Raw genomic sequence first — 18343 nt, forward strand, 5'->3', positions numbered from 1 at the left:
CGGGAAAATCAAGCAGTTCAGAGGCATCGCAACACGTTATGACCGCAAACCGGAAAACTACCTCGCCGCGCTCAAGCTGGCTTCACTCCGCATCTGGTTGAAGTCTTATGAGTCTGCGGCCTAGTCCACTATCTGCAGACTTACAAAGCTATTCCGCGAAATCCGGCGCCAGCTTCGCAAGCTGGCGCTTGACGCTGTCGAGGTGGGCGCGGGCGCTTTCGGCGTTGCCGTCCTGGATCTGGGCGGCGGTGCGTTCGGCGATCTCGCGCGGTATGGGCTTGAGCGAGCGGCCGGTGCTCATGGCGATGACCTGGGCCTCGGCAGCCCGCTCCAGGTAGTAGAGGTCGTCCCAAGCCTGGGCAATGTCGGTCGCCGCGACCAGGACGCCGTGGTTCTTGAGGAACAGGATGTCAGCATCGCCCAGGGCGGCGGCCATGCGCTCGCCCTCGCTGTCGTCCAGGGCCAGGCCGCTGTAGTTTTCGTCCACCGCCGTGCGGCCGTAGAACTTCAGCGCCGTCTGCCCGGCCCAGGCCAGCGGCTCGCCCTCCAGCATCGACAGGGCGGTGGTGTAGGGCATGTGGGTGTGGAAGGCGACCTTCACGCGCGGCACCTCGCGGTGCAGGCAGGCGTGGATGTAGAAGGCCGTGGCCTCGGGCACCCCCTCGCCCTCGACGACGTTGCCGTGCAGGTCGCAGACCAGCAGGCGCGAGGCCGTGATCTCGTCGAAGGAATGGCCGTAGGGATTGACCAGGAAGAGGTCGTCGCGCCCCGGCACCATGGCCGAGAAATGGTTGCACACGCCCTCCTGAAGGCCCAGCCGCGCGGCCATGCGGAAGGCGGCGGCCAGGTCCACGCGCGCAGCCTGCAGCGCCTCGCGGTCGATGGAGTTGCTGCCGATCGCTGAGGCGGCGGCGTGCCGTGTCTTGAGTTCATGGGCCATGCGCGGGTCCTTCATTCGCGTGGAATCCGTGATCTCCAGTCTGCGAAAAGCGCGGCCGTCTGGCAAACCCCCAACTGGGGAGAAAATCCGTAAACTCGCCCTTGCTCTCGCCCCCCGTGATGCTGATATAGTGCGTACGGGAGGTTGGCCGCGGACGGATCGCTCGCCAACCCGGTCAGATCCGGAAGGAAGCAGCCGTAACGAGTTTCTGCATCCGGGTCGCTGGTCCAGCCTCCCACCCTTCACGCGCCGCGCCGAGAACGACGTCGGCGATCGCTTGCGCCAGGCTTCGAGCGAGGACATGACGGACCGGCCCGCGACCCCGACGCCACAAGAGGCGGCAGCATCCGGCAGCAAATCCCCCTACCTGGTTCTGGCGCGCAAGTACCGTCCGCAGTCCTTTGCCGACATGATCGGCCAGGATGCACTGGTGCGCACGCTGAAGAACGCCATCGAGACCGACCGCCTGCCGCATGCCGTGGTGCTGACCGGCGTGCGCGGCGTCGGCAAGACCACCACCGCCCGCATCATCGCCAAGGCGATCAACTACACCGGCCCCGACGGCAGCGCCGGCCCCACCGTGGGCAGCACCGACGACTGCGAGACCTGCCGCGCCATCGCCGAGGATCGCCATCCCGACGTGCTGGAGATGGACGCCGCCAGCCGCACCGGCGTGGACGACATCCGCGAGCTGATCGAGGGGGTGCGCTATCGCCCCGTCTCGGCGCGCTACAAGGTCTACATCATCGACGAAGTGCACATGCTCTCCAAGAACGCCTTCAACGCCCTGTTGAAGACGCTGGAGGAGCCGCCGCCGCACATCATGTTCATCTTCGCCACCACCGAGATCCGCAAGGTGCCGGTCACGGTGCTCTCGCGCTGCATGCGCTTCGACCTGCGCCGCGTCGAGCAGCCGGTGCTGGCCGAGCACTTCGCCGCCCTCTGCCAGCGTGAGGACGTCGCGGCCGAGGAGGAGGCGCTGCAGATGATCGCGCGCGCCGCCGACGGCTCGGTGCGCGATGGCCTCTCCCTGCTGGACCAGGCCATCGCGCTGGGCGAGAGCCGGGTCGAGGCGGCCACGGTCAAGCAGATGCTGGGGCTGACCGACCGGGCGCAGATCTACGACCTCTACGAGGCCGCGCTGAAGGGCGACGTCGCCACGGCGCTGGAACAGCTGGGCTCGCTCTATGCTGCCGGCGGCGATCCCGTAGTGGTGCTGCAGGACATGCTGGAGCTGACCCACAGCCTGACGCGCATCAAGGTGGTGCCGGACACGCCCACGGCCGGCTTGACCGAGAACGAACGCCTGCGCGGGCGCGAGATGGCCGAGAAACTGGGCGTTCCGGTTCTGACCCGCGTCTGGCAGATGCTGCTCAAGGGCATTTCCGAGACACAGCAGGCGGCCTCGCCCCTGCAGGCAGCCGAGATGGTGCTGATTCGCCTGGCCTATGCCGCCGACCTGCCGGCGCCGGCGGACCTGGTGCGGCGCCTGTCCCAGGAGGAGGGGCACAGCGGCAACGGTTCTGCGGCGCCTGCAGCCCCGGCGGCCCCGGCTGGCGCCGAGGCGGTGGCCGGTAGCCCCCCCGGTGCTCCCGAGCACGGCGACATGAACGGACCGACGGCCTTGCGCTCCACCGGTAGCGGCGGGGCGCAGCCGGCCCTGGCCGAGAGACCGCCCGAGGCGCAGCCCGCGGCCCAGCCCAGTACCGTCCCCGGTGATCAGGCACAGAAGCCTGCCCCGAAGAGCTTTCCCGAGGTCGTGCAACTGGCCCAGGCGCGACGCGAGGCCCGTCTGGCCGCCCAGCTCAAGACCGATGTGCATCTGGTGCGCTTCGAACCCGGCCGCATCGAATTTCGCCCGGGCCCCGAGGCGCCCAAGGACCTGGCCGGACAGCTGGGGCGCCTGCTTGGCGAATGGACGGGCCAGCGCTGGGTCGTCAGCGTCTCGGACGAGACCGGAGAGGCGACGCTGGCGGAGCAGGAGGCGGCCGAACAGTCGCGCCTGCAGGCCGAAGTGCTGGCCGATCCGCGCGTGCAGGCGGTGATGGATGCCTTTCCCGGAGCTGCGATTTCACGCATAACCCTGCCGCAGGAGACGGAGGTCGAGACTCCCGGGGACAGGGATGACGAGCCACTTGACCCGGCGGCGGATGACGAGGCGGATATGGCTGCCGGTCCACCCCCGGAAGACGAGGAAACGGAGTAGGAATCCCATGAAGAATCTTGGTCAGATCATGAAGCAGGCCCAGGAGATGCAGGGCCGGATGAACGAGTTGCAGGAGAAACTGCAGGAAATGGAGATCACGGGCCAGTCGGGCGGCGGCCTCGTGCAGGTGACGCTCAGCGGCAAGGGCGAGGCGAAGAAGGTCAAGATCGATCCCTCGCTGATCGACCCCAACGATTCCGAGGTCCTGGAGGACCTGATCCTGGCGGCGATCAACGACGCCCGCGCCAAGGTCGACGAGGAAGCGCAGGAACAGATGAAGGAACTGACCGGTGGCATGGAACTGCCGCCGGGCATGAACCTGCCGTTCTGAGGCGCTGACGGAGCCTGTCCGGCGTGAGCCTCTCCGACATCGATCGCATGATCCAGCTGCTGGCTCGCCTGCCCGGCCTGGGCCCTCGCTCGGCGCGGCGGGCGGCGCTCAGCCTGTTGCAACGGCGGGAGGACCTGTTGCGCCCACTGGCCGATGCGCTGGTGCGGGCTGCGGACAACATTCGCCAGTGCCAGCTTTGCGGCAACCTGGACGATAGCGATCCCTGCCGGCTGTGCCGCGACAACCGTCGCGATACCTCGCTGATCTGCGTCGTGGAGGAGCTGGGCGACCTCTGGGCCCTGGAGCGCAGCGGCGTCTTCCAGGGGCGCTATCATGTGCTTGGCGGTACCCTCTCGGCGCTGGACGGGCGCGGGCCGGAACAGCTCAACCTGTCCAGCCTGTGGCAGCGGGCCGAGCATCCGGACGTGAAGGAGGTTGTGCTGGCGCTTTCGGCCACGGTGGATGGCCAGACCACGGCCCACTACATTGCCGAACGCCTGGCCGACCTGCCGGTGGAAGTGACGCGCCTGGGCCAGGGCGTGCCCGTGGGCGGCGCCCTGGACTACCTGGACGACGGCACGCTTATGGCCGCCTTCCGGGCGCGGCGGCCGGCCAGCAGCTAAGGGCCAAGGCAGCGGTGCACGGGCCGGGCGGATTTCGGCCAAACTGCCGCCTTAATTGTGCGCAAGCTTTCCTGCACAATCTCAAGATCGGGAGGTCAGAATGGTTCCCCGCAAATCCCTTTTCGTGATGACCTTGTCGCTCGCCGGCCTGGCGGCTGCCGCGGCCGCGGCGCAGGAGCGCGTGATCGGCCCGGATGCCCGGCAGGAGCTGTCCCTGACGGTCTACCAGAACGGCCTGACACAGGTGGACGAGGTGCGCTGGCTGCCCCTGGTGGAGGGCAAGAACCGCATTTCCCTGACCGGTGTCAGCGAACAGCTGCTGCTGGACAGTGTCAGCCTGGGTGCCGGCGACGAACTCGGCCTGATCTCCCAAAGCTACCTGCCGGCCAACATGACGCGTGACGAACTGCTGCGCCAGATGGTGGGGCAGCGTGTCCTGCTGATCCGCGAGAACCCGGAGACGGGGGAAAGCGAGCAGCTGGACGCCGAGCTTCTGTCCATGGCCGGCGGCACGCCGGTGCTTGACCTGGGGAATCGCGTGGAGATCGATCCGCCGGGACGCATCGCGCTGCGAAATCTGCCTACGGACGTACCGGGCGGCCTGCGTGCCGAGCCGGCCCTGACCCTGACGTTGGACAGCCAACGCAGCGGTTCCGGCGAGCTGCCGCTGACCTACCTGACCGAGGGCCTCGGCTGGCAGGCCAGCTATGTGGCGCGGCTGTCGGAGCAGGATCGCCTGTCGCTCACCGCCAGCGTGACGCTGAGCAACCAGACCGATGTGGCCTATCACGACGCTGGCCTGCGCCTGGTCGCCGGCGAGGTGGCGCGCGAGCAGATGCCGCGCCCGGCCATGTTGCGCGCGAACGAGAGCATGGCGGCCGATTCCATGGAAAAGCAGCAGATGGGGGCGCCGGTCTCGCGCGCCGATCGCTATGTCTACACCCTCGACGGCACGGTGAGTCTGCAGCCCGGCGAGCAGCAGCAGCGCCGCCTGTTCGCACTGGAGGATATCGCTGCCGAACGCATCTACCGCTTCGACGGCCTGGCCACGGCCGGCGGCGGCCAACCGGACCGGCCGGTTTCCGCCGGCCTGCACCTGGCCTTCGACAATGACAGCGAGGCGGGCCAGCCGCTGCCGGCGGGCACGATCCGCGTCTACGATTCCGGGGACGAGGGCGAGTCGCCGCTCTTCGCCGGCGAGGCCCGCATGGATCATACGCCGGAAGGTGGCGAGGTGTCGATGCGACTGGGCGAGGCCTTCGACGTGACCGCCACGGCCCGACAGAGCGATTTCGAGCGACTGTCCGACGACAGCTTCGAGGCTGCCCACGAAATCGTCGTGAAGAACGCGCGCGAGACCGCGGTCGAAGTCGAGGTCACGGGGCAGATGCCCCAGGGGGCGCGCATCCTGGAGGAAAGCGCCGCCAGCGAGAGCGAAGGGGCAGGCCGCCCGGTCTGGACGCTGGAAGTCCCGGCCGAGGGCGAGACCACGCTGACCTACCGGGTGCGCGTGGAGCGCTGACGGCGCGGCTTTGCAGGGGCCAGGCGGATATCGTCTTAGATCCGGTCGATCGCAGCTGTTCCCAGGCGCACAGGGTGTCCGCGAAAGACATGACACTCGGGAAGGAGGAGGATCGATGTCCGACAAAATGGCGCAAGCACGGATGGCGGACGCGGCGGCGGCGTCGCCTGACAGTGACCTCCAGGCCAGGCTGGCCGATGTGGCGGCGCTGCTTTCGGCCGACACTCCGGTCCAGATCGTATTCGAGCAGGGCGAGGAGGTCCTGGTCGAGCTCTATGCCCCGGTCGGCGAGGACCGGCAGAAGCCGCACGAGCGCGACGAGCTCTATATCGTTGCAACAGGCGAGGGCACATTCCGTCGGGGCGAGGAGGTGGTCTCTTTCACGGCCGGGGACCTGCTTTATGTGCCGGCCCATGTGCCGCACCGCTTCGAGACTTTCAGCCAGGACTTCAGGGCCTGGGTGATCTTCTATGGCCCCAAGCGGCCCGCGCCCACCGATCTGTCCTGATCGATCCAAGTGCGGGGACAGCTATCCTGAGCTGAACGGACTCGTGGTCCGGATGCGAAGCCCTGTTTTTACTGGAATATTTTATGAAATAATGAATTGAAATTATTTGTAGATAGCTTCATTTCATTAGATTTTTTAAAAATTGCCATATAAAAGCCACAATTAAATGACCTTATGGTTGCAGTATATATTTTGCATACTCGCATATTTATATAAAAATATTTATAATTGAGGGAAGTCAATCATGACCATGAAAGAAAAACTCGAAACAGCCAAACCCGTGATCGGTGGCGCCGTCGTGGGCGCCGTGGCCATCACGATCGTTGCCTTTGCTGCCAACTGGGTCGTCATGGCGGACACCATGGAAGAGAACGTGAAAGCGAGCCGCGTCAATGCCCTGGCGGAAGTCTGCGAGGAAATGGCCCGCGATCACTGGCTTGTTCAGGGTAATACCCTCGAAGGGCTGAGCGGGTACCGTAATGAGGAGCGGAGCGAGTTGGCGCTGCAGTTCGTTCCGGCCAGTACGGGCGAAGCGCCGGATATCCAAGGCGAAGTCGCCGACGCGTGCAGCAAGCTGTTGCGCTCGTAAACGCACTCCCTCTTTCGTCCAGGAAGCCCGGCAGGTCAGCTTGCCGGGCTTTTTGCATGCCAGAGGCGGCCCACCGGGACCGGCTGAGCCCCGTTGCGCTGCGCGCCTTCTTCAGCGTCATGGCACGCTGGCGGCTGCGGGACAAGGACGCGCGGCGCCCGCTGGGCACACCCCGTATCTTCGGCGGGGAGTGCCATGACCTGCGCATGCTCCGGCCGAGCGCTTGCTGTGGGTTTGCCTTGGAGCCGGCTTACAACTCGGCGCCGTTGAAGGGCTGGACCTGGAGCTTGTCGAGCTCGAGTGCGGGAACGCAGCGCAGGTTCACCGCACGCATGGGCGAGCCGTCGGCATTGGCACCATGGGCGAAGGGTTCCGTGCCGCAGGTGGTGCAGAACTTGTGCTCGATCCTGTGCTTGTTGAAGAAGTAGCTGCGCAGGTTTTCCTCCCCGGCAGTCAGGGTGAAGAGCTCGGCCGGGAAGAAGGCCAGCAGGAACCCCTTGCGCCGACAGTGCGAGCAGTTGCAGCTGACCGCCGCTTCCGGCAGTTCGGCCTCGACCGTGAAACTCACGTTTCCGCAGTGGCAGGAGCCTTCGAACGCCATTTATCCCTCCCTGGATCCTTGGTGGTGTCATCCGGACTCTGTAGCCCGATGTGGTCTCAGGCGTCCAGAGTGAGCGTGTCGGCGAAACCTGTGGTTTTGCCCGACGCCGTCCTGGGATAGATTAGACTTCGGCTATGCTGAGTGAAAGCAAGCCCGAGGACGAAACCATGACAAAACGCCGCTTCATCCAGTGCGATGTCTTCACCGCCGTGCCCACCAAGGGCAACGGCCTGGCCGTGGTGCTCGACGCCGACGGCCTGTCGGATCGGGCCATGCAGGACTTCGCCACCTGGACCAATCTGGCGGAGACCAGCTTCCTGCTGCCGCCCGAGGACCCGGCGGCCGACTACCGCCTGCGCATCTTCACGCCGGAGCGCGAGCTGCCCTTCGCCGGCCACCCGACGCTGGGCAGCTGTGCCGCCTGGCTGCGCGGCGGCGGCGTGCCCATCGAGGCGGACCTGGTGCGTCAGGAATGCGGCGTCGGCCTGGTGGAAATCGATCTGAAGGGGCCGGTACCGGCCTTCGTGGCGCCGCCCACGGATGCACGCCCCCTGCCCGAAGGACGGCAGGCGGCGCTGTTGCGCGCCCTGCAGCTGCTGTCCGAGCGCGTGGTGCGCTCGGCCTGGCTGAACAACGGCCCCGACTGGCAGGTGCTGGAGCTGGAGAGTGCCGACGACGTGCTGGCGGTGGAGCCCGCCGGTCTGAGCGCGGCTGGCCTGCACGACGTGGGTCTGATCGGGCCGCAGCCGACGGGCAGCGAGACCGACTACGAGGTGCGCCTGCTGGCCCCGCCGACCTCCATGTCGGAGGATCCGATCACCGGCTCGCTCAACGCCGCCATCGCCCAGTGGATGGCAGCCGAGGGGCGCCTGGCCGGCCCGTTGACCATACGCCAGGGCACCCGCCTGGGCCGCGAGGGCCGGGTGCACATCACGCCGTCCACGCATGATCCGGGCCGCATTCTTGTCGGCGGCGAGACCCAGATCCTGATCGAGGGCACGCTGGAACTCTAAGGGGTTCGTGCCGCCTCACCGGAACATCGAAGAACAGAAAAGAGAGTCGTCTGCGCATGATCCGCCACATGGTCTTTTTCACCGTGAAGGACCCTGCCGACCTGACCGCCGCCGAGTCCGGCCTGAAGCGGTTGGAAGAGGTTCCCGAGACCGAGCTGCTGCACGTACGCCGCAACCTGCGGCGTGACCAGCTGGGCAACGAGGTGGACCTGGTGGTCTACGGCGAATTTACGGACGAGGACAAGCTGGCCGCCTTCAAGGCCCATCCACTCTATGAGGAGGCCATCGCTCTTGTTCGGCCCTTGCGGGATTTGCGGATCGCGGCGGATGTCGAGGTTTGAAGGGGGTTCGGGCATTTGAATTGTGCCTGCCTATGATACCTGTCCCAGAAATGGGAGATCCGTGAGTCCGTGCGCTGTGTCAGATCAATCCCGGTTTCCGACATTGGCGCATAAGCTGCTCCTTACTCGTTATCCCGCACCGGCGGGGTGATCGGCGTGTCGCCGCCCTCCTTGTCTTCCAATTGCAGGTCCTCGATGCGCTCGCCGCGCTTGGAGACCTTCTCGGTGGAGATGCGGATCTGGCGGATGTCCTCGTTGGCCTGGTCGAAGTGGCGCTGCAGCTTGCCGACGCGCTCGTCCAGGCGGCCGACATCGGCCAGCAGGTGGTGCACCTCGGTCTGGATCACCCCGGCCTGCTCGCGCATGCGCACGTCCTTGAGTACGGCGCGTACGGTGTTCAGCGTGGCCATCAGCGTGGTGGGCGAGACGATCCAGACGCGCGCGCGGTAGGACTCCTCCACCAGCGAGGTGAAGTTGGCGTGCAGCTCGGCATAGACCGCCTCGCTGGGCAGGAACATCAGGGCCGATTCCGCCGTCTCGCCGGCGATGATGTACTTGTCGCGGATGTCCTTGATGTGCTTGCGCACGTCGTTGGTGAAGTTGCGCATGGCGGTCGTGCGGCTGGCCTCGTCCTCGGCCGCGCGCAGGTTGCGGAAGGCCTCCAGCGGGAACTTGGAATCGATGGCGATGGGCCCCGGCGGGTTGGGCAGCAGCAGCAGGCAGTCGGCCCGCGTGCCGCTGGAGAGCGAGGCCTGGAAGCTGTAGGCCGAAGGCGGCAGGATGTTCTCCACGATGTCGTGCAGCTGGACCTCGCCGAAGGCGCCGCGCGACTGCTTGTTGGACAGGATGTCCTGCAAGCCCACCACCTGGCTGGACAGCTCGGTGATGTTCTGCTGCGCCTTGTCGATCACGGCCAGGCGCTCGCGCAGGTCGGTCAGGTTCTTGCTCTGCTGGGTCTGGGATTCCTGCAGGCGGTCGCCGATGCGCTTGGAGAAGTCGGCCAGCCGTTCCTCCATGTTGCGGGCCAGCGCGCGTTCCTGCTGGCGCAGGCTCTCGGACATCTGGGACTGCACGGCGGCCTGGCTCTCGGACAGCTGGCGCAGGCGCATGTCCACCTCCTGGCTGCTGCGGTCCGCTCCGCGGCGCAGCAGCAGGACAGCCAGCACGCCCACCATCAGGCCGATCAGGCCGGCCAGGACCACCAGTACGAGCGGGTCGACTCCATCCATCGTGTTCATCCATTCTCTCGAGTCCGGACCTGCATAGCACAGGCGTCCAGAGTCGCGGGAGCCTGGGCCGTGCGCCTGCCGCAGCTTCGAATCTTGACGCCCGATGCCGAACGGCATACCTATCCACTTTAGAAGGATTTCAAGGAACGGACACCAGACCCCCGATGGCTTTGCTACCCATAGTGACCGCGCCGGATCCCGTGCTGAAGACCAAGGCGAAGCCTGTCGAGCGCGTGGACGACGAGATCCGGACGCTGATGGACGACATGCTGGAAACCATGTACGCCGCGCCGGGCATCGGCCTGGCGGCGCCGCAGGTGGGCGTGTCCAAGCGCGTGATCGTCATCGACATCTCGCCCGAGGGCGAGGGGCCGAACCCGCTCTATCTCGCCAATCCGGAATTGCTCTGGGTTTCCGACCACGATGCCTCCTACGAGGAGGGCTGCCTGTCGGTGCCGGAGTATTTCGGCGAGGTGGCGCGCCCGGCCGAAATCCGCCTGCGCTATATCGACCGCGAGAACGAGATCCGTGAGCTGGAGGCCGACGGCCTGCTGGCCACCTGCATCCAGCACGAGATCGACCACCTGGACGGCATCCTGTTCCTGGACCACCTGTCTTCGCTGAAGCGCAACATGGTGCTGCGCAAGCTGCTGAAGGCGAAAAAGTCGCACAGCCTGCCCAGCTACGCGGCCGCTTCGTAAGACGCCGTCCCCCACTGGCATAGCCGTTCGCCCGTGCTATAAGCGGGCCCATGTCGGACAGCCAGACCACCCCACTCAATTCACGCCTGCGCCTGGCCTTCCTGGGCACGCCGGATTTCGCCGTGCCGACACTGGAGGCGCTGGTCGCCGCCGGACACGACATTGCCGCCGTCTATAGCCAGCCACCGCGCCCGGCCGGCCGCGGCCATCGCGAGCGCCGCGCGCCGGTGCACGAGACGGCGCTGGCCCACGGCCTGCCCGTGTGCACGCCCCAGAGCCTGAAGGACCCGCAGGCACAGGCCGAGTTTGCCGCCCTGGACCTGGACGTCGCAGTGGTGGTGGCCTATGGCCAGATCCTGCCCCAGGCCGTGCTGGACGCACCGCGTCATGGCTGCGTCAACGTCCATGCCTCTCTGCTGCCGCGCTGGCGCGGGGCTGCGCCGATCCAGCGCGCCCTGCTGGCCGGCGACGCCGAGACCGGGGTCACCCTCATGCGCATGGAGGCCGGCCTGGACACCGGGCCCATGCTGGCGCGCCGGCCTCTCACGATCGCAGCTGAGGAGACCGGGCAGAGCCTGCACGACCGCCTGGCGACCCTGGGTGCCGAGGCTATCGTGCCGGTGCTGGCAGATTACGTAAGCGGGCGCATCACGCCGGAGCCCCAGCCGGAAGAGGGTGTCACCTATGCCGCCAAGCTGAGCCGAGCCGAGAGCGCGCTGGACTGGCGACGGCCGGCAGTAGAACTGGAACGCAAGGTCCGTGCCTTTACGCCATGGCCCGGGGCCTTCTGCGAGATCGAGGGCGAGAAGATCAAGGTGGTGCAGGCCAGCCTGCAGGGTGGAGAGAACGGCGCTATGCCTGGCACAGTGCTGGACACCCATCTGACCGTGGCCTGCGGCGAGGGCGCCTTGCGCCTGGAGAAGCTGCAGCGCCCGGGACGCGCCGTGCTGGAAGCCGGTGCCTTCCTGCGCGGCTTTGCCGTGCCGGCGGGCAGTATCCTGGAGTTGCCGGAGGCGCCATGACCACGCGCTTCAAGCTGATCCTGGAGTACGATGGAGGGCCCTTCGTCGGTTGGCAGCGCCAGGACAACGGGCCTTCGGTGCAGGCGGCACTGGAGGAGGCAGTCTATGCCTTCTCGGGCGAGCGGCTCGTGGTGCACTGTGCCGGACGCACGGATGCCGGCGTGCATGCCGTGGCTCAGGTGGCGCACATCGATCTTCACCGCACGACACGGGCCGATACCGTGCGCGATGCGGTCAACTATCACCTGAAGCCTCAGCCGGTGGCGGTGATCAGGGCCGAGGTGGTGGAACCGGATTTCCATGCGCGCTTCTCGGCGACGGGACGCAGCTATCTCTATCGTATCGTCAATCGGCGGGCACCCTTGGTCCTCGATGCCGGACGGGCCTGGTGGGTGCCCAAGCCGCTGGACGCCGGCGCCATGGCCGAGGCGGCGCTGCGCCTGTTGGGCAAGCACGACTTCACCTCCTTCCGCGCCTCCGAGTGCCAGGCGGATTCGCCGGTGAAGACACTGGACCGGCTGGAGGTGGTGCGCGAGGGCGAGACCATCGACATCCATGCAGGCGCGCGCTCGTTCCTGCATCACCAGGTGCGCAATATCGCGGGGACCCTGAAACAGGTTGGCCTGGGCCGCTGGAGCCCCGACGACATCAGCGCCATCCTGGAGGCGCGCAACCGCGCCGCTGCCGGAGAGACGGCGCCGCCGGAGGGGCTGTATCTGACCGGCGTGAGTTATGATTAGGTATTTGGGACCAATAATTGAATAGCCCATGCTGAGGGGCACACTGTACGGGTGGCTCGAAGCATGCCGGCACTGACGTTTGAGTCGGGGCTATGCCATCGGCTCGGCCTGTGCTTGTGGCCGATCTTTCGAGGTTCGCCTTCCGGCACGACTCCTGAAGATGCATTTCTATTCAATATCAATTCTGGATTGGCCTCGGCGGAAAGCGGCTTCGTCTCACTTGCCATGGGCCTGGCGGCTGTCCTCCGGTGCCTGGGCGCGGTCGTCCAGGCCGTAGTCGCGCAAGACGCCGGCAATGCGCAGGCGATAATCGTTGAATACCCCCGCGCGGCCCTCGGCCTGGGTGGCGCGGTGCTTCGGACGGTTGCGCCAATCCTGGATGGCCTCCTCGTCGCGCCAGAAGGACAGCGAGAGCAGCTTGCCGGACTCGCTCAGGCTCTGGAAGCGTTCGACGGAAATGAAGCCGTCCACCTGTTCCAGTTCCGGCCTGAGCTCGGCGGCCAGGTCCAGATAGTGGTCGGTTTCGCCTTCGGCAGGCCAGACTTCGAAGATGACGGCGATCATGCGGTGTCCCTCCCTCTCTGTTTGTTTGAGAGACAGCCTAGCAGATTCCCGGCCTGTGCAGAGTCCAGCCGAAAGCTTGGGCGGGCTTCAACCTGCCTGCCGTTCGGCGTCAGTTCCTGCCGGGTTTCAGGAGGCCGCGGGTGATGACCTGGGCCTGTATCTCGGCGGCGCCCTCGAAGATGTTGAGGATGCGGGCGTCGCAGAGCACGCGCGAGATCTTGTATTCCAGGGCGTAGCCGTTGCCGCCGTGGATCTGCAGGGCGTTGTCGGCGTTGGCCCAGGCCACGCGCGCGGCCAGCAGCTTGGCCATGCCGGCCTCGATGTCGCAGCGCCGGCCCGAGTCCTTCTCGCGCGCTGCGGCGAGGGTCAGCTGGCGGGCCACCATGGTCTCCACCGCCATCCAGGCGAGTTTTCCCGATACGCGCGGAAACTCCAGGATCGCCTTGCCGAACTGCCTGCGCTCCCTGGCATAGTCCAGGCCCAGTTCCATGGCGTTCTGGGCGACGCCCACGGCGCGGGCGGCGGTCTGGATGCGGGCCGACTCGAAGGTGGCCATAAGCTGCTTGAAGCCTTCGCCCTCGACCTCGCCCAGAAGGTTGGCGGCCGGGACCTCGAAGCCGTCGAAGGCGATCTCGTACTCCTTCATGCCGCGATAGCCCAGAACCTCGATCTCGCCGCCGCTCATGCCTTTGGCCGGGAAGGGATCGGCATCGCTGCCGCGCGGTTTCTCGGCCAGGAACATGGACAGCCCGCGATAGCCCGGCTCGTCCGGGTTGGTGCGCGCCAGCAGGGTCATGACGTCGGTGCGCGCGGCATGGGTGATCCAGGTCTTGTTGCCGGTGATGCGGTAGACCTCGCCGTCGCGGCTGGCCCGGGTGCGCAGGCTGCCCAGGTCCGAGCCGGTGTTGGGCTCGGTAAAGACGGCGGTGGGCAGGATCTCGCCCGAGGCGATGCGCGGCAGCCAGTGGTCCTTCTGTGCCTGGGTGCCGCCCAGGGTAATCAGTTCGGCGGCGATCTCGGAGCGTGTGCCCAGCGAGCCCAGGCCGATGTAGCCGCGGCTCAGTTCCTCGGTGACCACGCACATGGCCGTCTTGCCCATGCCGGTGCCGCCATAGGCCTCGGAGACCGTCAGGCCGAAGACACCCAGGTCGGCCAGCTGTTGGACCACCTCCAGCGGGATCAGGTCATCCTTCAGGTGCCATTCGTGGGCGGCCTCGGCATGGGCGTCGGCGAACTTACGGAACTCGTCGGCGATCATGGCCTCGGTCTCGTCCAGGCCCGGCGCGCCGAAGTGTCCATCGGCCAGGAAATCGCCGATACGCGCGCGCACCGCAGCGGTATGGCCGGCCACACGGAGTTTCTTCACGGCGGGGGTCAGGAAGGCGTCGATCTCGGCCTCGGACAGCCCCAGGTCGGCAGGGCGCAGGATCTCCACCTGGCTGAGCGCGATGCCGCCGTGCAGCTGGTTCAGGTATTCCCCGAAGGCGGCCTGCAGCATCAGCGCTTCCAGTTCACCGAAGCGGCCTTCGCTCTCCAGCCGCTCGGCCCAGGTCAGCATCTCGCGCAGGGCCGAGACATAGGTGGCGAACCAGGCATAGCCGTGGGCAGCGAACTGCTCGCGCTCCAGCAGGGCGGCGTCGGGTTTGCCGTCCGGTGCGACGCTTGCAGCCAGGGCTGTCCTGGCCGCGTCCGAGAAGCCTTCGGCCGCCGTCAGAGCCTCGCGGCACAGGGCCGTCAGATTGTCGAGGATAGGACTGTTGCTGTCTGCGCCGGGGGCGGTGGTTTGTGCCTGGCTCAAGGTTGCATCCCCTTATCCTGCCTGAGAGCAATGCATCCGTTATGGCCTCTCGGGCCGGGCCAGGCAAGGCCCGGCCCGAGAGGGGCTCAGGCCTCGATGGCGTCCTCGATGGTGCGCAGGCCGGGGCGCCTAGCCTGGACCAGCACGGCCATGTTGCCGGGCTTGTGCTGGTTGTTCATCATCTTGGTGTGGGCCAGCGGGATGTCCTCCCAGCCGAAGACCTCGCTCATGCAGGGGTCGATGCGCCGTTCGATCACCAGGCGGTTGGCCTGGCTGGCCTGCTTCAGATTGGCGAAGTGGCTGCCCTGGATGCGTTTCTGACGCATCCAGACGAAACGGGCATCCATGGTCAGGTTGTAGCCGGTGGTGCCGGCGCAGAAGACCACCATGCCGCCGCGCTTGACCACGAAGCAGGAGACCGGGAAGGTCTGTTCGCCCGGATGCTCGAAGACGAAGTCCACGTCGTTGCCCTTGCCGGTGTGTTCCCAGATTGCCTTGCCGAACTTGCGCACCTCCTTCATGTAATCGCCGAAGGCGTCACCGTTGACGTCGGGCAGGCGGCCCCAGCAGTCGAAGTCCTTGCGGTTGATGACACCGCGCGCGCCCAGGCTCATGACGAAGTCGTGCTTGGTGGCGTCGGAGATGACGCCCAGGGCATTGGCGCCGCCTGTGGCGATCAGTTGGATGGCCATGGAGCCCAGCCCGCCGGAGGCGCCCCAGACCAGGACATTGTGACCGGGCCTAAGGATGTGCGGGCGATGGCCGTACAGCATGCGATAGGCGGTGGCCAGGGTGAGCGTGTAGCAGCCGCATTCCTCCCAGGTCAGGTGCTTCGGCCGCGGCATCAGCTGGCGGTCCTGGACGCGGCAGAACTGGGCGAAGGAACCGTCCGGCGTCTCGTAGCCCCAGATGCGCTGGGAGGGCGAGAACATGGGGTCGCCGCCGTTACACTCCTCGTCGTCGCCGTCGTCCTGGTTGCAGTGGATGACCACCTCGTCGCCGACCTTCCAGCGCTTGACGGCCGAGCCCACGGCCCAGACGACGCCCGAGGCGTCCGAGCCCGCCACATGGTAGTCGGCGCCATGCACGTCGAAAACGGACATCGGCTGTCCAAGGGCGGCCCAGACGCCGTTGTAGTTGACCCCGGCGGCCATCACCATGACCAGGACGTCATGGCTGTCCAGCTCGGGGATGTCCACGACCTCCTGCTGCATGGCGCTTTCCGGTTCGCCGTGGCGCTCGCGTCGGATCGCCCAAGCGTACATCTTTTTAGGGACATGCCCCAGCGGCGGGATCTCGCCCACCTCGTAGAGATCCTTGGCTTGCTGACGGGGGTGGATCTGCACCGCTTCGGCGCTGCTGTTCATAACGACCTCCTTGAACCTGTCCTGTAGTCTTGGCCAGTATGCCGACCGGTTGTTTTTGCACCAGCTAACTACACCGATTTATTTTTTGCAATGCAAAAAGATAGTATGTTACTTTTAAGCTATAATGAGCGAAATATTATCACTTTCTAATGGATTTATTAGAAATAACAGGGAAAATCAGGAGGTAGGCGCTCCATGACCCAGTCAAAAGAGAGTGCGGCGCAACATGAGCAGCCCGGGCGCGATTCGCCCTGGCTGTTCCGGACCTATGCGGGGCATTCCTCGGCGCACGCCTCGAATGCGCTCTATCGCAGCAACCTGGCCAAGGGGCAGACCGGGCTGTCGGTCGCCTTCGACCTGCCGACCCAGACGGGCTATGACAGCGACCATGCCCTGGCTCTGGGCGAGGTGGGCAAGGTGGGGGTGCCGATCAGCCACCTGGGGGACATGGAGGCGCTGTTCGACGGCATTCCGCTCGATCAGATGAACACCTCCATGACCATCAACGCCACGGCACCCTGGCTGCTGGCCCTTTATATCGCCGTTGCCGAACGCCAAGGCGTGGCGCGCGCGGCGCTTACCGGCACCGTCCAGAACGACGTCATCAAGGAATACCTCTCGCGCGGGACCTACATGCTGCCGCCGGCGCCGTCGCTGAAGCTGACCACGGACGTCGTTGCCTTCACCTATCGCGAGATGCCGCGCTGGAATCCCATGAACGTCTGCAGCTATCACCTGCAGGAGGCCGGGGCCACGCCGGTCCAGGAGCTGGCCTATGCGCTGACCACGGCGACCGCCGTCCTGGACAGCCTGCGCGAGGACGGGCAGGTGCCAGAGGCGGATTTCGCCCGGGTCGTCGGCCGCATGTCCTTCTTCGTCAACGCCGGCATCCGGTTCGTCACCGAGCTGTGCAAGATGCGCGCCTTCGTGCAGCTCTGGGACGAGATCTGCCGCGAGCGCTACGGCATCGAGGAGGAGAAATACCGGCGTTTCCGCTATGGCGTTCAGGTGAACTCGCTGGGCCTGACCGAGCAGCAGCCGGAGAACAACGTCTATCGCATCCTGATCGAGATGCTGGCGGTGGTCCTGTCGAAGGACGCCCGGGCGCGCGCCGTGCAGCTGCCGGCCTGGAACGAGGCCCTGGGCCTGCCACGGCCCTGGGACCAGCAATGGAGCCTGCGCCTGCAGCAGGTCCTGGCTTACGAGAGCGACCTGCTGGAGCATGGGGATATCTTCAGCGGCAATCCGGTCATCGAGGAGAAGGTTGCCGGCCTCGTGGCGGAGGCCCGGGCCGAGATGGCGCGCGTAGCCGAACGCGGTGGTGCCGTGGCGGCCGTGGAAAGCGGCTACATCAAGGAACGCCTGGTGGATAGTGCCTCCCGACGTTTTGCGGCCATCGAGAGCGGGGTGCAGCCGGTGGTCGGCGTCAACTGCTATCGGGAAAGCGAGCCCTCGCCGCTCACGGCCGGCGAGGGCGATTTTCTGCAATCGGATCCCAGGGCCGAAGCGGAGCAGATTGCCGCCCTGGAGGCTTGGCGTCGGCAGCGTGACGAGGAGAAGGTCGCGCAAACGCTGGCCGACCTAGAGGCCGCCGCACGCGCGGGGCGCAACATCATGGAGCCCTCGATAGCCTGCGCTCATGCCGGGGTGACCACGGGCGAGTGGGGTGAGGTCCTGCGGGGAGTGTTCGGGGCCTATCGCGCTCCCACCGGGCTGGGGCGGGGCCATGACTTCGGTGCGGAGGAGGAACGGGGTCTGGCGGATTTGCGTGCACGCACTGCCGCGCTGTCGGAGCGAATGGGGTGTCGACCCAAGATGCTGGTGGGCAAGCCCGGCCTGGACGGCCATTCGAACGGTGCGGAGCAGATCTCCGTGCGGGCCCGGGACGCCGGGTTCGAGGTGGTCTACGACGGAATCCGCCTGACGCCGGCACAGATCGCCAACGCCGCCCTGGAAGAGGGGGTGCATGTGGTGGGGCTGTCCATCCTCTCGGGCAGCCACCTGGCGCTGGTACGGGCCGTGCGCGAACGCCTGCAGGCCTTCGGACTGGACGACCTGCCCCTGGTGGTGGGAGGAATCGTTCCCGAGGCGGATACCAGCGCCCTGGAAGCGGCCGGGGCCGCGGCGGTCTTCACGCCCAAGGACTATGACATGACGGTCATCCTCTCACGGATTGTTGATCTGGTGGAACAGGTCTTTGCAGAGGACGTGGAGGATTTGCCTCTGGCAAAACGCTGAGGAAGGACTA

Annotated in this window: 18 protein-coding genes, 1 other RNA gene and 1 pseudogene; 14 read left to right on the top strand and 6 right to left on the bottom strand. The window is 66.3% G+C overall.

The window, feature by feature from the left end; genetic code table 11:
- Window positions 1-124, top strand: a pseudogene (locus tag ACFOW6_RS14745) (IS5/IS1182 family transposase); the annotation flags it as partial.
- A 24-nt stretch (window positions 125-148) separates the two neighbouring features.
- Here ACFOW6_RS14745 and ACFOW6_RS14750 read toward each other — a convergent pair.
- Window positions 149-955, bottom strand: a complete 807-nt coding sequence (locus tag ACFOW6_RS14750; RefSeq protein WP_382423175.1) for an aldolase — start codon at window positions 953-955, stop codon at window positions 149-151.
- Between the two features lie 124 nt (window positions 956-1079).
- On the opposite strand from ACFOW6_RS14750, the gene ffs reads away from it, so the two are divergent.
- The 7 genes from ffs (at window position 1080) to ACFOW6_RS14785 (ending at window position 6719) form a co-directional block, all read left to right on the top strand.
- An RNA gene (gene ffs / locus ACFOW6_RS14755) (signal recognition particle sRNA small type) lies at window positions 1080-1179 on the top strand.
- Window positions 1180-1241: 62 nt separating this feature from the next.
- Window positions 1242-3146: a DNA polymerase III subunit gamma/tau gene (locus ACFOW6_RS14760; RefSeq protein ID WP_382423177.1), complete on the top strand. Its 1905-nt coding sequence runs from the start codon at window positions 1242-1244 to the stop codon at window positions 3144-3146.
- Between the two features lie 7 nt (window positions 3147-3153).
- Window positions 3154-3477 carry a YbaB/EbfC family nucleoid-associated protein gene (locus ACFOW6_RS14765; protein ID WP_382423179.1) on the top strand — a complete coding sequence of 108 codons (324 nt, stop codon included), beginning with the start codon at window positions 3154-3156 and terminating at the stop codon, window positions 3475-3477.
- 23 nt (window positions 3478-3500) lie between these two features.
- The gene (recR, locus tag ACFOW6_RS14770; protein ID WP_382423181.1) at window positions 3501-4100 is read left to right on the top strand and encodes a recombination mediator RecR; all 600 of its coding nucleotides are present in this window, start codon (window positions 3501-3503) and stop codon (window positions 4098-4100) included.
- A gap of 100 nt (window positions 4101-4200) precedes the next feature.
- Window positions 4201-5622 (top strand): DUF4139 domain-containing protein, encoded by a 1422-nt coding sequence (locus ACFOW6_RS14775; protein WP_382423183.1) that lies wholly within the window; start codon window positions 4201-4203, stop codon window positions 5620-5622.
- 115 nt (window positions 5623-5737) lie between these two features.
- Entirely contained in the window at window positions 5738-6130 is a 393-nt protein-coding gene (locus ACFOW6_RS14780; RefSeq protein ID WP_382423185.1) for a cupin domain-containing protein, read from the top strand.
- 244 nt (window positions 6131-6374) lie between these two features.
- A complete protein-coding gene (locus ACFOW6_RS14785) occupies window positions 6375-6719 on the top strand; it encodes a hypothetical protein (protein ID WP_382423187.1) in 345 nt (114 codons plus the stop codon).
- Between the two features lie 250 nt (window positions 6720-6969).
- Here the strand turns inward: ACFOW6_RS14785 and ACFOW6_RS14790 are convergent, their stop codons facing one another.
- A complete protein-coding gene (locus ACFOW6_RS14790; RefSeq protein ID WP_382423189.1) occupies window positions 6970-7320 on the bottom strand; it encodes a GFA family protein in 351 nt (116 codons plus the stop codon).
- A gap of 167 nt (window positions 7321-7487) precedes the next feature.
- Between ACFOW6_RS14790 and ACFOW6_RS14795 the strand changes: the two genes are divergently transcribed.
- Window positions 7488-8333: a PhzF family phenazine biosynthesis protein gene (locus tag ACFOW6_RS14795; protein ID WP_382423191.1), complete on the top strand. Its 846-nt coding sequence runs from the start codon at window positions 7488-7490 to the stop codon at window positions 8331-8333.
- A 56-nt stretch (window positions 8334-8389) separates the two neighbouring features.
- Entirely contained in the window at window positions 8390-8674 is a 285-nt protein-coding gene (locus tag ACFOW6_RS14800) for a Dabb family protein (RefSeq protein WP_382423193.1), read from the top strand.
- Window positions 8675-8796: 122 nt separating this feature from the next.
- Here ACFOW6_RS14800 and ACFOW6_RS14805 read toward each other — a convergent pair whose 3' ends face one another.
- A complete protein-coding gene (locus tag ACFOW6_RS14805) occupies window positions 8797-9912 on the bottom strand; it encodes a DNA recombination protein RmuC (protein WP_382423195.1) in 1116 nt (371 codons plus the stop codon).
- Between the two features lie 155 nt (window positions 9913-10067).
- On the opposite strand from ACFOW6_RS14805, the gene def reads away from it, so the two are divergent.
- The 3 genes from def to truA are packed head-to-tail and all read left to right on the top strand — an operon-like array spanning window position 10068 to window position 12366.
- Window positions 10068-10604, top strand: coding sequence for a peptide deformylase (def, locus tag ACFOW6_RS14810; RefSeq protein WP_382423197.1), 537 nt, complete (start codon window positions 10068-10070; stop codon window positions 10602-10604).
- Between the two features lie 50 nt (window positions 10605-10654).
- Complete coding sequence (gene fmt, locus ACFOW6_RS14815) at window positions 10655-11626, top strand: methionyl-tRNA formyltransferase (RefSeq protein ID WP_382423199.1); 972 nt, start codon at window positions 10655-10657, stop codon at window positions 11624-11626.
- Complete coding sequence (gene truA / locus ACFOW6_RS14820; RefSeq protein ID WP_382423201.1) at window positions 11623-12366, top strand: tRNA pseudouridine(38-40) synthase TruA; 744 nt, start codon at window positions 11623-11625, stop codon at window positions 12364-12366. The genes fmt and truA overlap by 4 nt, the downstream gene beginning before the upstream one ends.
- 216 nt (window positions 12367-12582) lie before the next feature.
- Here the strand turns inward: truA and ACFOW6_RS14825 are convergent, their stop codons facing one another.
- The 3 genes from ACFOW6_RS14825 to ccrA all read right to left on the bottom strand — a co-directional run bounded on the left by ACFOW6_RS14825 (window position 12583) and on the right by ccrA (window position 16095).
- A complete protein-coding gene (locus ACFOW6_RS14825) occupies window positions 12583-12930 on the bottom strand; it encodes an antibiotic biosynthesis monooxygenase family protein (RefSeq protein WP_382423202.1) in 348 nt (115 codons plus the stop codon).
- 109 nt (window positions 12931-13039) lie between these two features.
- Window positions 13040-14728: an acyl-CoA dehydrogenase family protein gene (locus ACFOW6_RS14830; protein WP_382423203.1), complete on the bottom strand. Its 1689-nt coding sequence runs from the start codon at window positions 14726-14728 to the stop codon at window positions 13040-13042.
- Window positions 14729-14814: 86 nt separating this feature from the next.
- Complete coding sequence (gene ccrA / locus ACFOW6_RS14835; protein ID WP_382423204.1) at window positions 14815-16095, bottom strand: crotonyl-CoA carboxylase/reductase; 1281 nt, start codon at window positions 16093-16095, stop codon at window positions 14815-14817.
- Between the two features lie 195 nt (window positions 16096-16290).
- Between ccrA and ACFOW6_RS14840 the strand changes: the two genes are divergently transcribed.
- Entirely contained in the window at window positions 16291-18333 is a 2043-nt protein-coding gene (locus ACFOW6_RS14840; protein WP_382423205.1) for a protein meaA, read from the top strand.
- Window positions 18334-18343 lie beyond the last annotated feature (10 nt).

It is taken from the genome of Fodinicurvata halophila, from assembly GCF_042651425.1.
GTDB classification, from domain to species: domain Bacteria; phylum Pseudomonadota; class Alphaproteobacteria; order Kiloniellales; family DSM-21159; genus Fodinicurvata; species Fodinicurvata halophila.

Bases quoted from the DNA above. Each gene is read 5' to 3' on its own strand.
- ACFOW6_RS14795 (WP_382423191.1), top strand. From the start codon at position 7,488: ATGACAAAACGCCGCTTCATCCAGTGCGATGTCTTCACCGCCGTGCCC.
- truA (WP_382423201.1), top strand. From the start codon at position 11,623: ATGACCACGCGCTTCAAGCTGATCCTGGAGTACGATGGAGGGCCCTTC.
- ACFOW6_RS14785 (WP_382423187.1), top strand. From the start codon at position 6,375: ATGACCATGAAAGAAAAACTCGAAACAGCCAAACCCGTGATCGGTGGC.
- ACFOW6_RS14775 (WP_382423183.1), top strand. From the start codon at position 4,201: ATGGTTCCCCGCAAATCCCTTTTCGTGATGACCTTGTCGCTCGCCGGC.
- ACFOW6_RS14750 (WP_382423175.1), bottom strand. From the start codon at position 955: ATGAAGGACCCGCGCATGGCCCATGAACTCAAGACACGGCACGCCGCC.
- ACFOW6_RS14760 (WP_382423177.1), top strand. From the start codon at position 1,242: ATGACGGACCGGCCCGCGACCCCGACGCCACAAGAGGCGGCAGCATCC.
- fmt (WP_382423199.1), top strand. From the start codon at position 10,655: ATGTCGGACAGCCAGACCACCCCACTCAATTCACGCCTGCGCCTGGCC.
- ACFOW6_RS14780 (WP_382423185.1), top strand. From the start codon at position 5,738: ATGTCCGACAAAATGGCGCAAGCACGGATGGCGGACGCGGCGGCGGCG.
- ACFOW6_RS14790 (WP_382423189.1), bottom strand. From the start codon at position 7,320: ATGGCGTTCGAAGGCTCCTGCCACTGCGGAAACGTGAGTTTCACGGTC.
- ACFOW6_RS14840 (WP_382423205.1), top strand. From the start codon at position 16,291: ATGACCCAGTCAAAAGAGAGTGCGGCGCAACATGAGCAGCCCGGGCGC.
- ACFOW6_RS14805 (WP_382423195.1), bottom strand. From the start codon at position 9,912: ATGAACACGATGGATGGAGTCGACCCGCTCGTACTGGTGGTCCTGGCC.
- ccrA (WP_382423204.1), bottom strand. From the start codon at position 16,095: ATGAACAGCAGCGCCGAAGCGGTGCAGATCCACCCCCGTCAGCAAGCC.
- ACFOW6_RS14765 (WP_382423179.1), top strand. From the start codon at position 3,154: ATGAAGAATCTTGGTCAGATCATGAAGCAGGCCCAGGAGATGCAGGGC.
- ACFOW6_RS14825 (WP_382423202.1), bottom strand. From the start codon at position 12,930: ATGATCGCCGTCATCTTCGAAGTCTGGCCTGCCGAAGGCGAAACCGAC.
- def (WP_382423197.1), top strand. From the start codon at position 10,068: ATGGCTTTGCTACCCATAGTGACCGCGCCGGATCCCGTGCTGAAGACC.
- ACFOW6_RS14800 (WP_382423193.1), top strand. From the start codon at position 8,390: ATGATCCGCCACATGGTCTTTTTCACCGTGAAGGACCCTGCCGACCTG.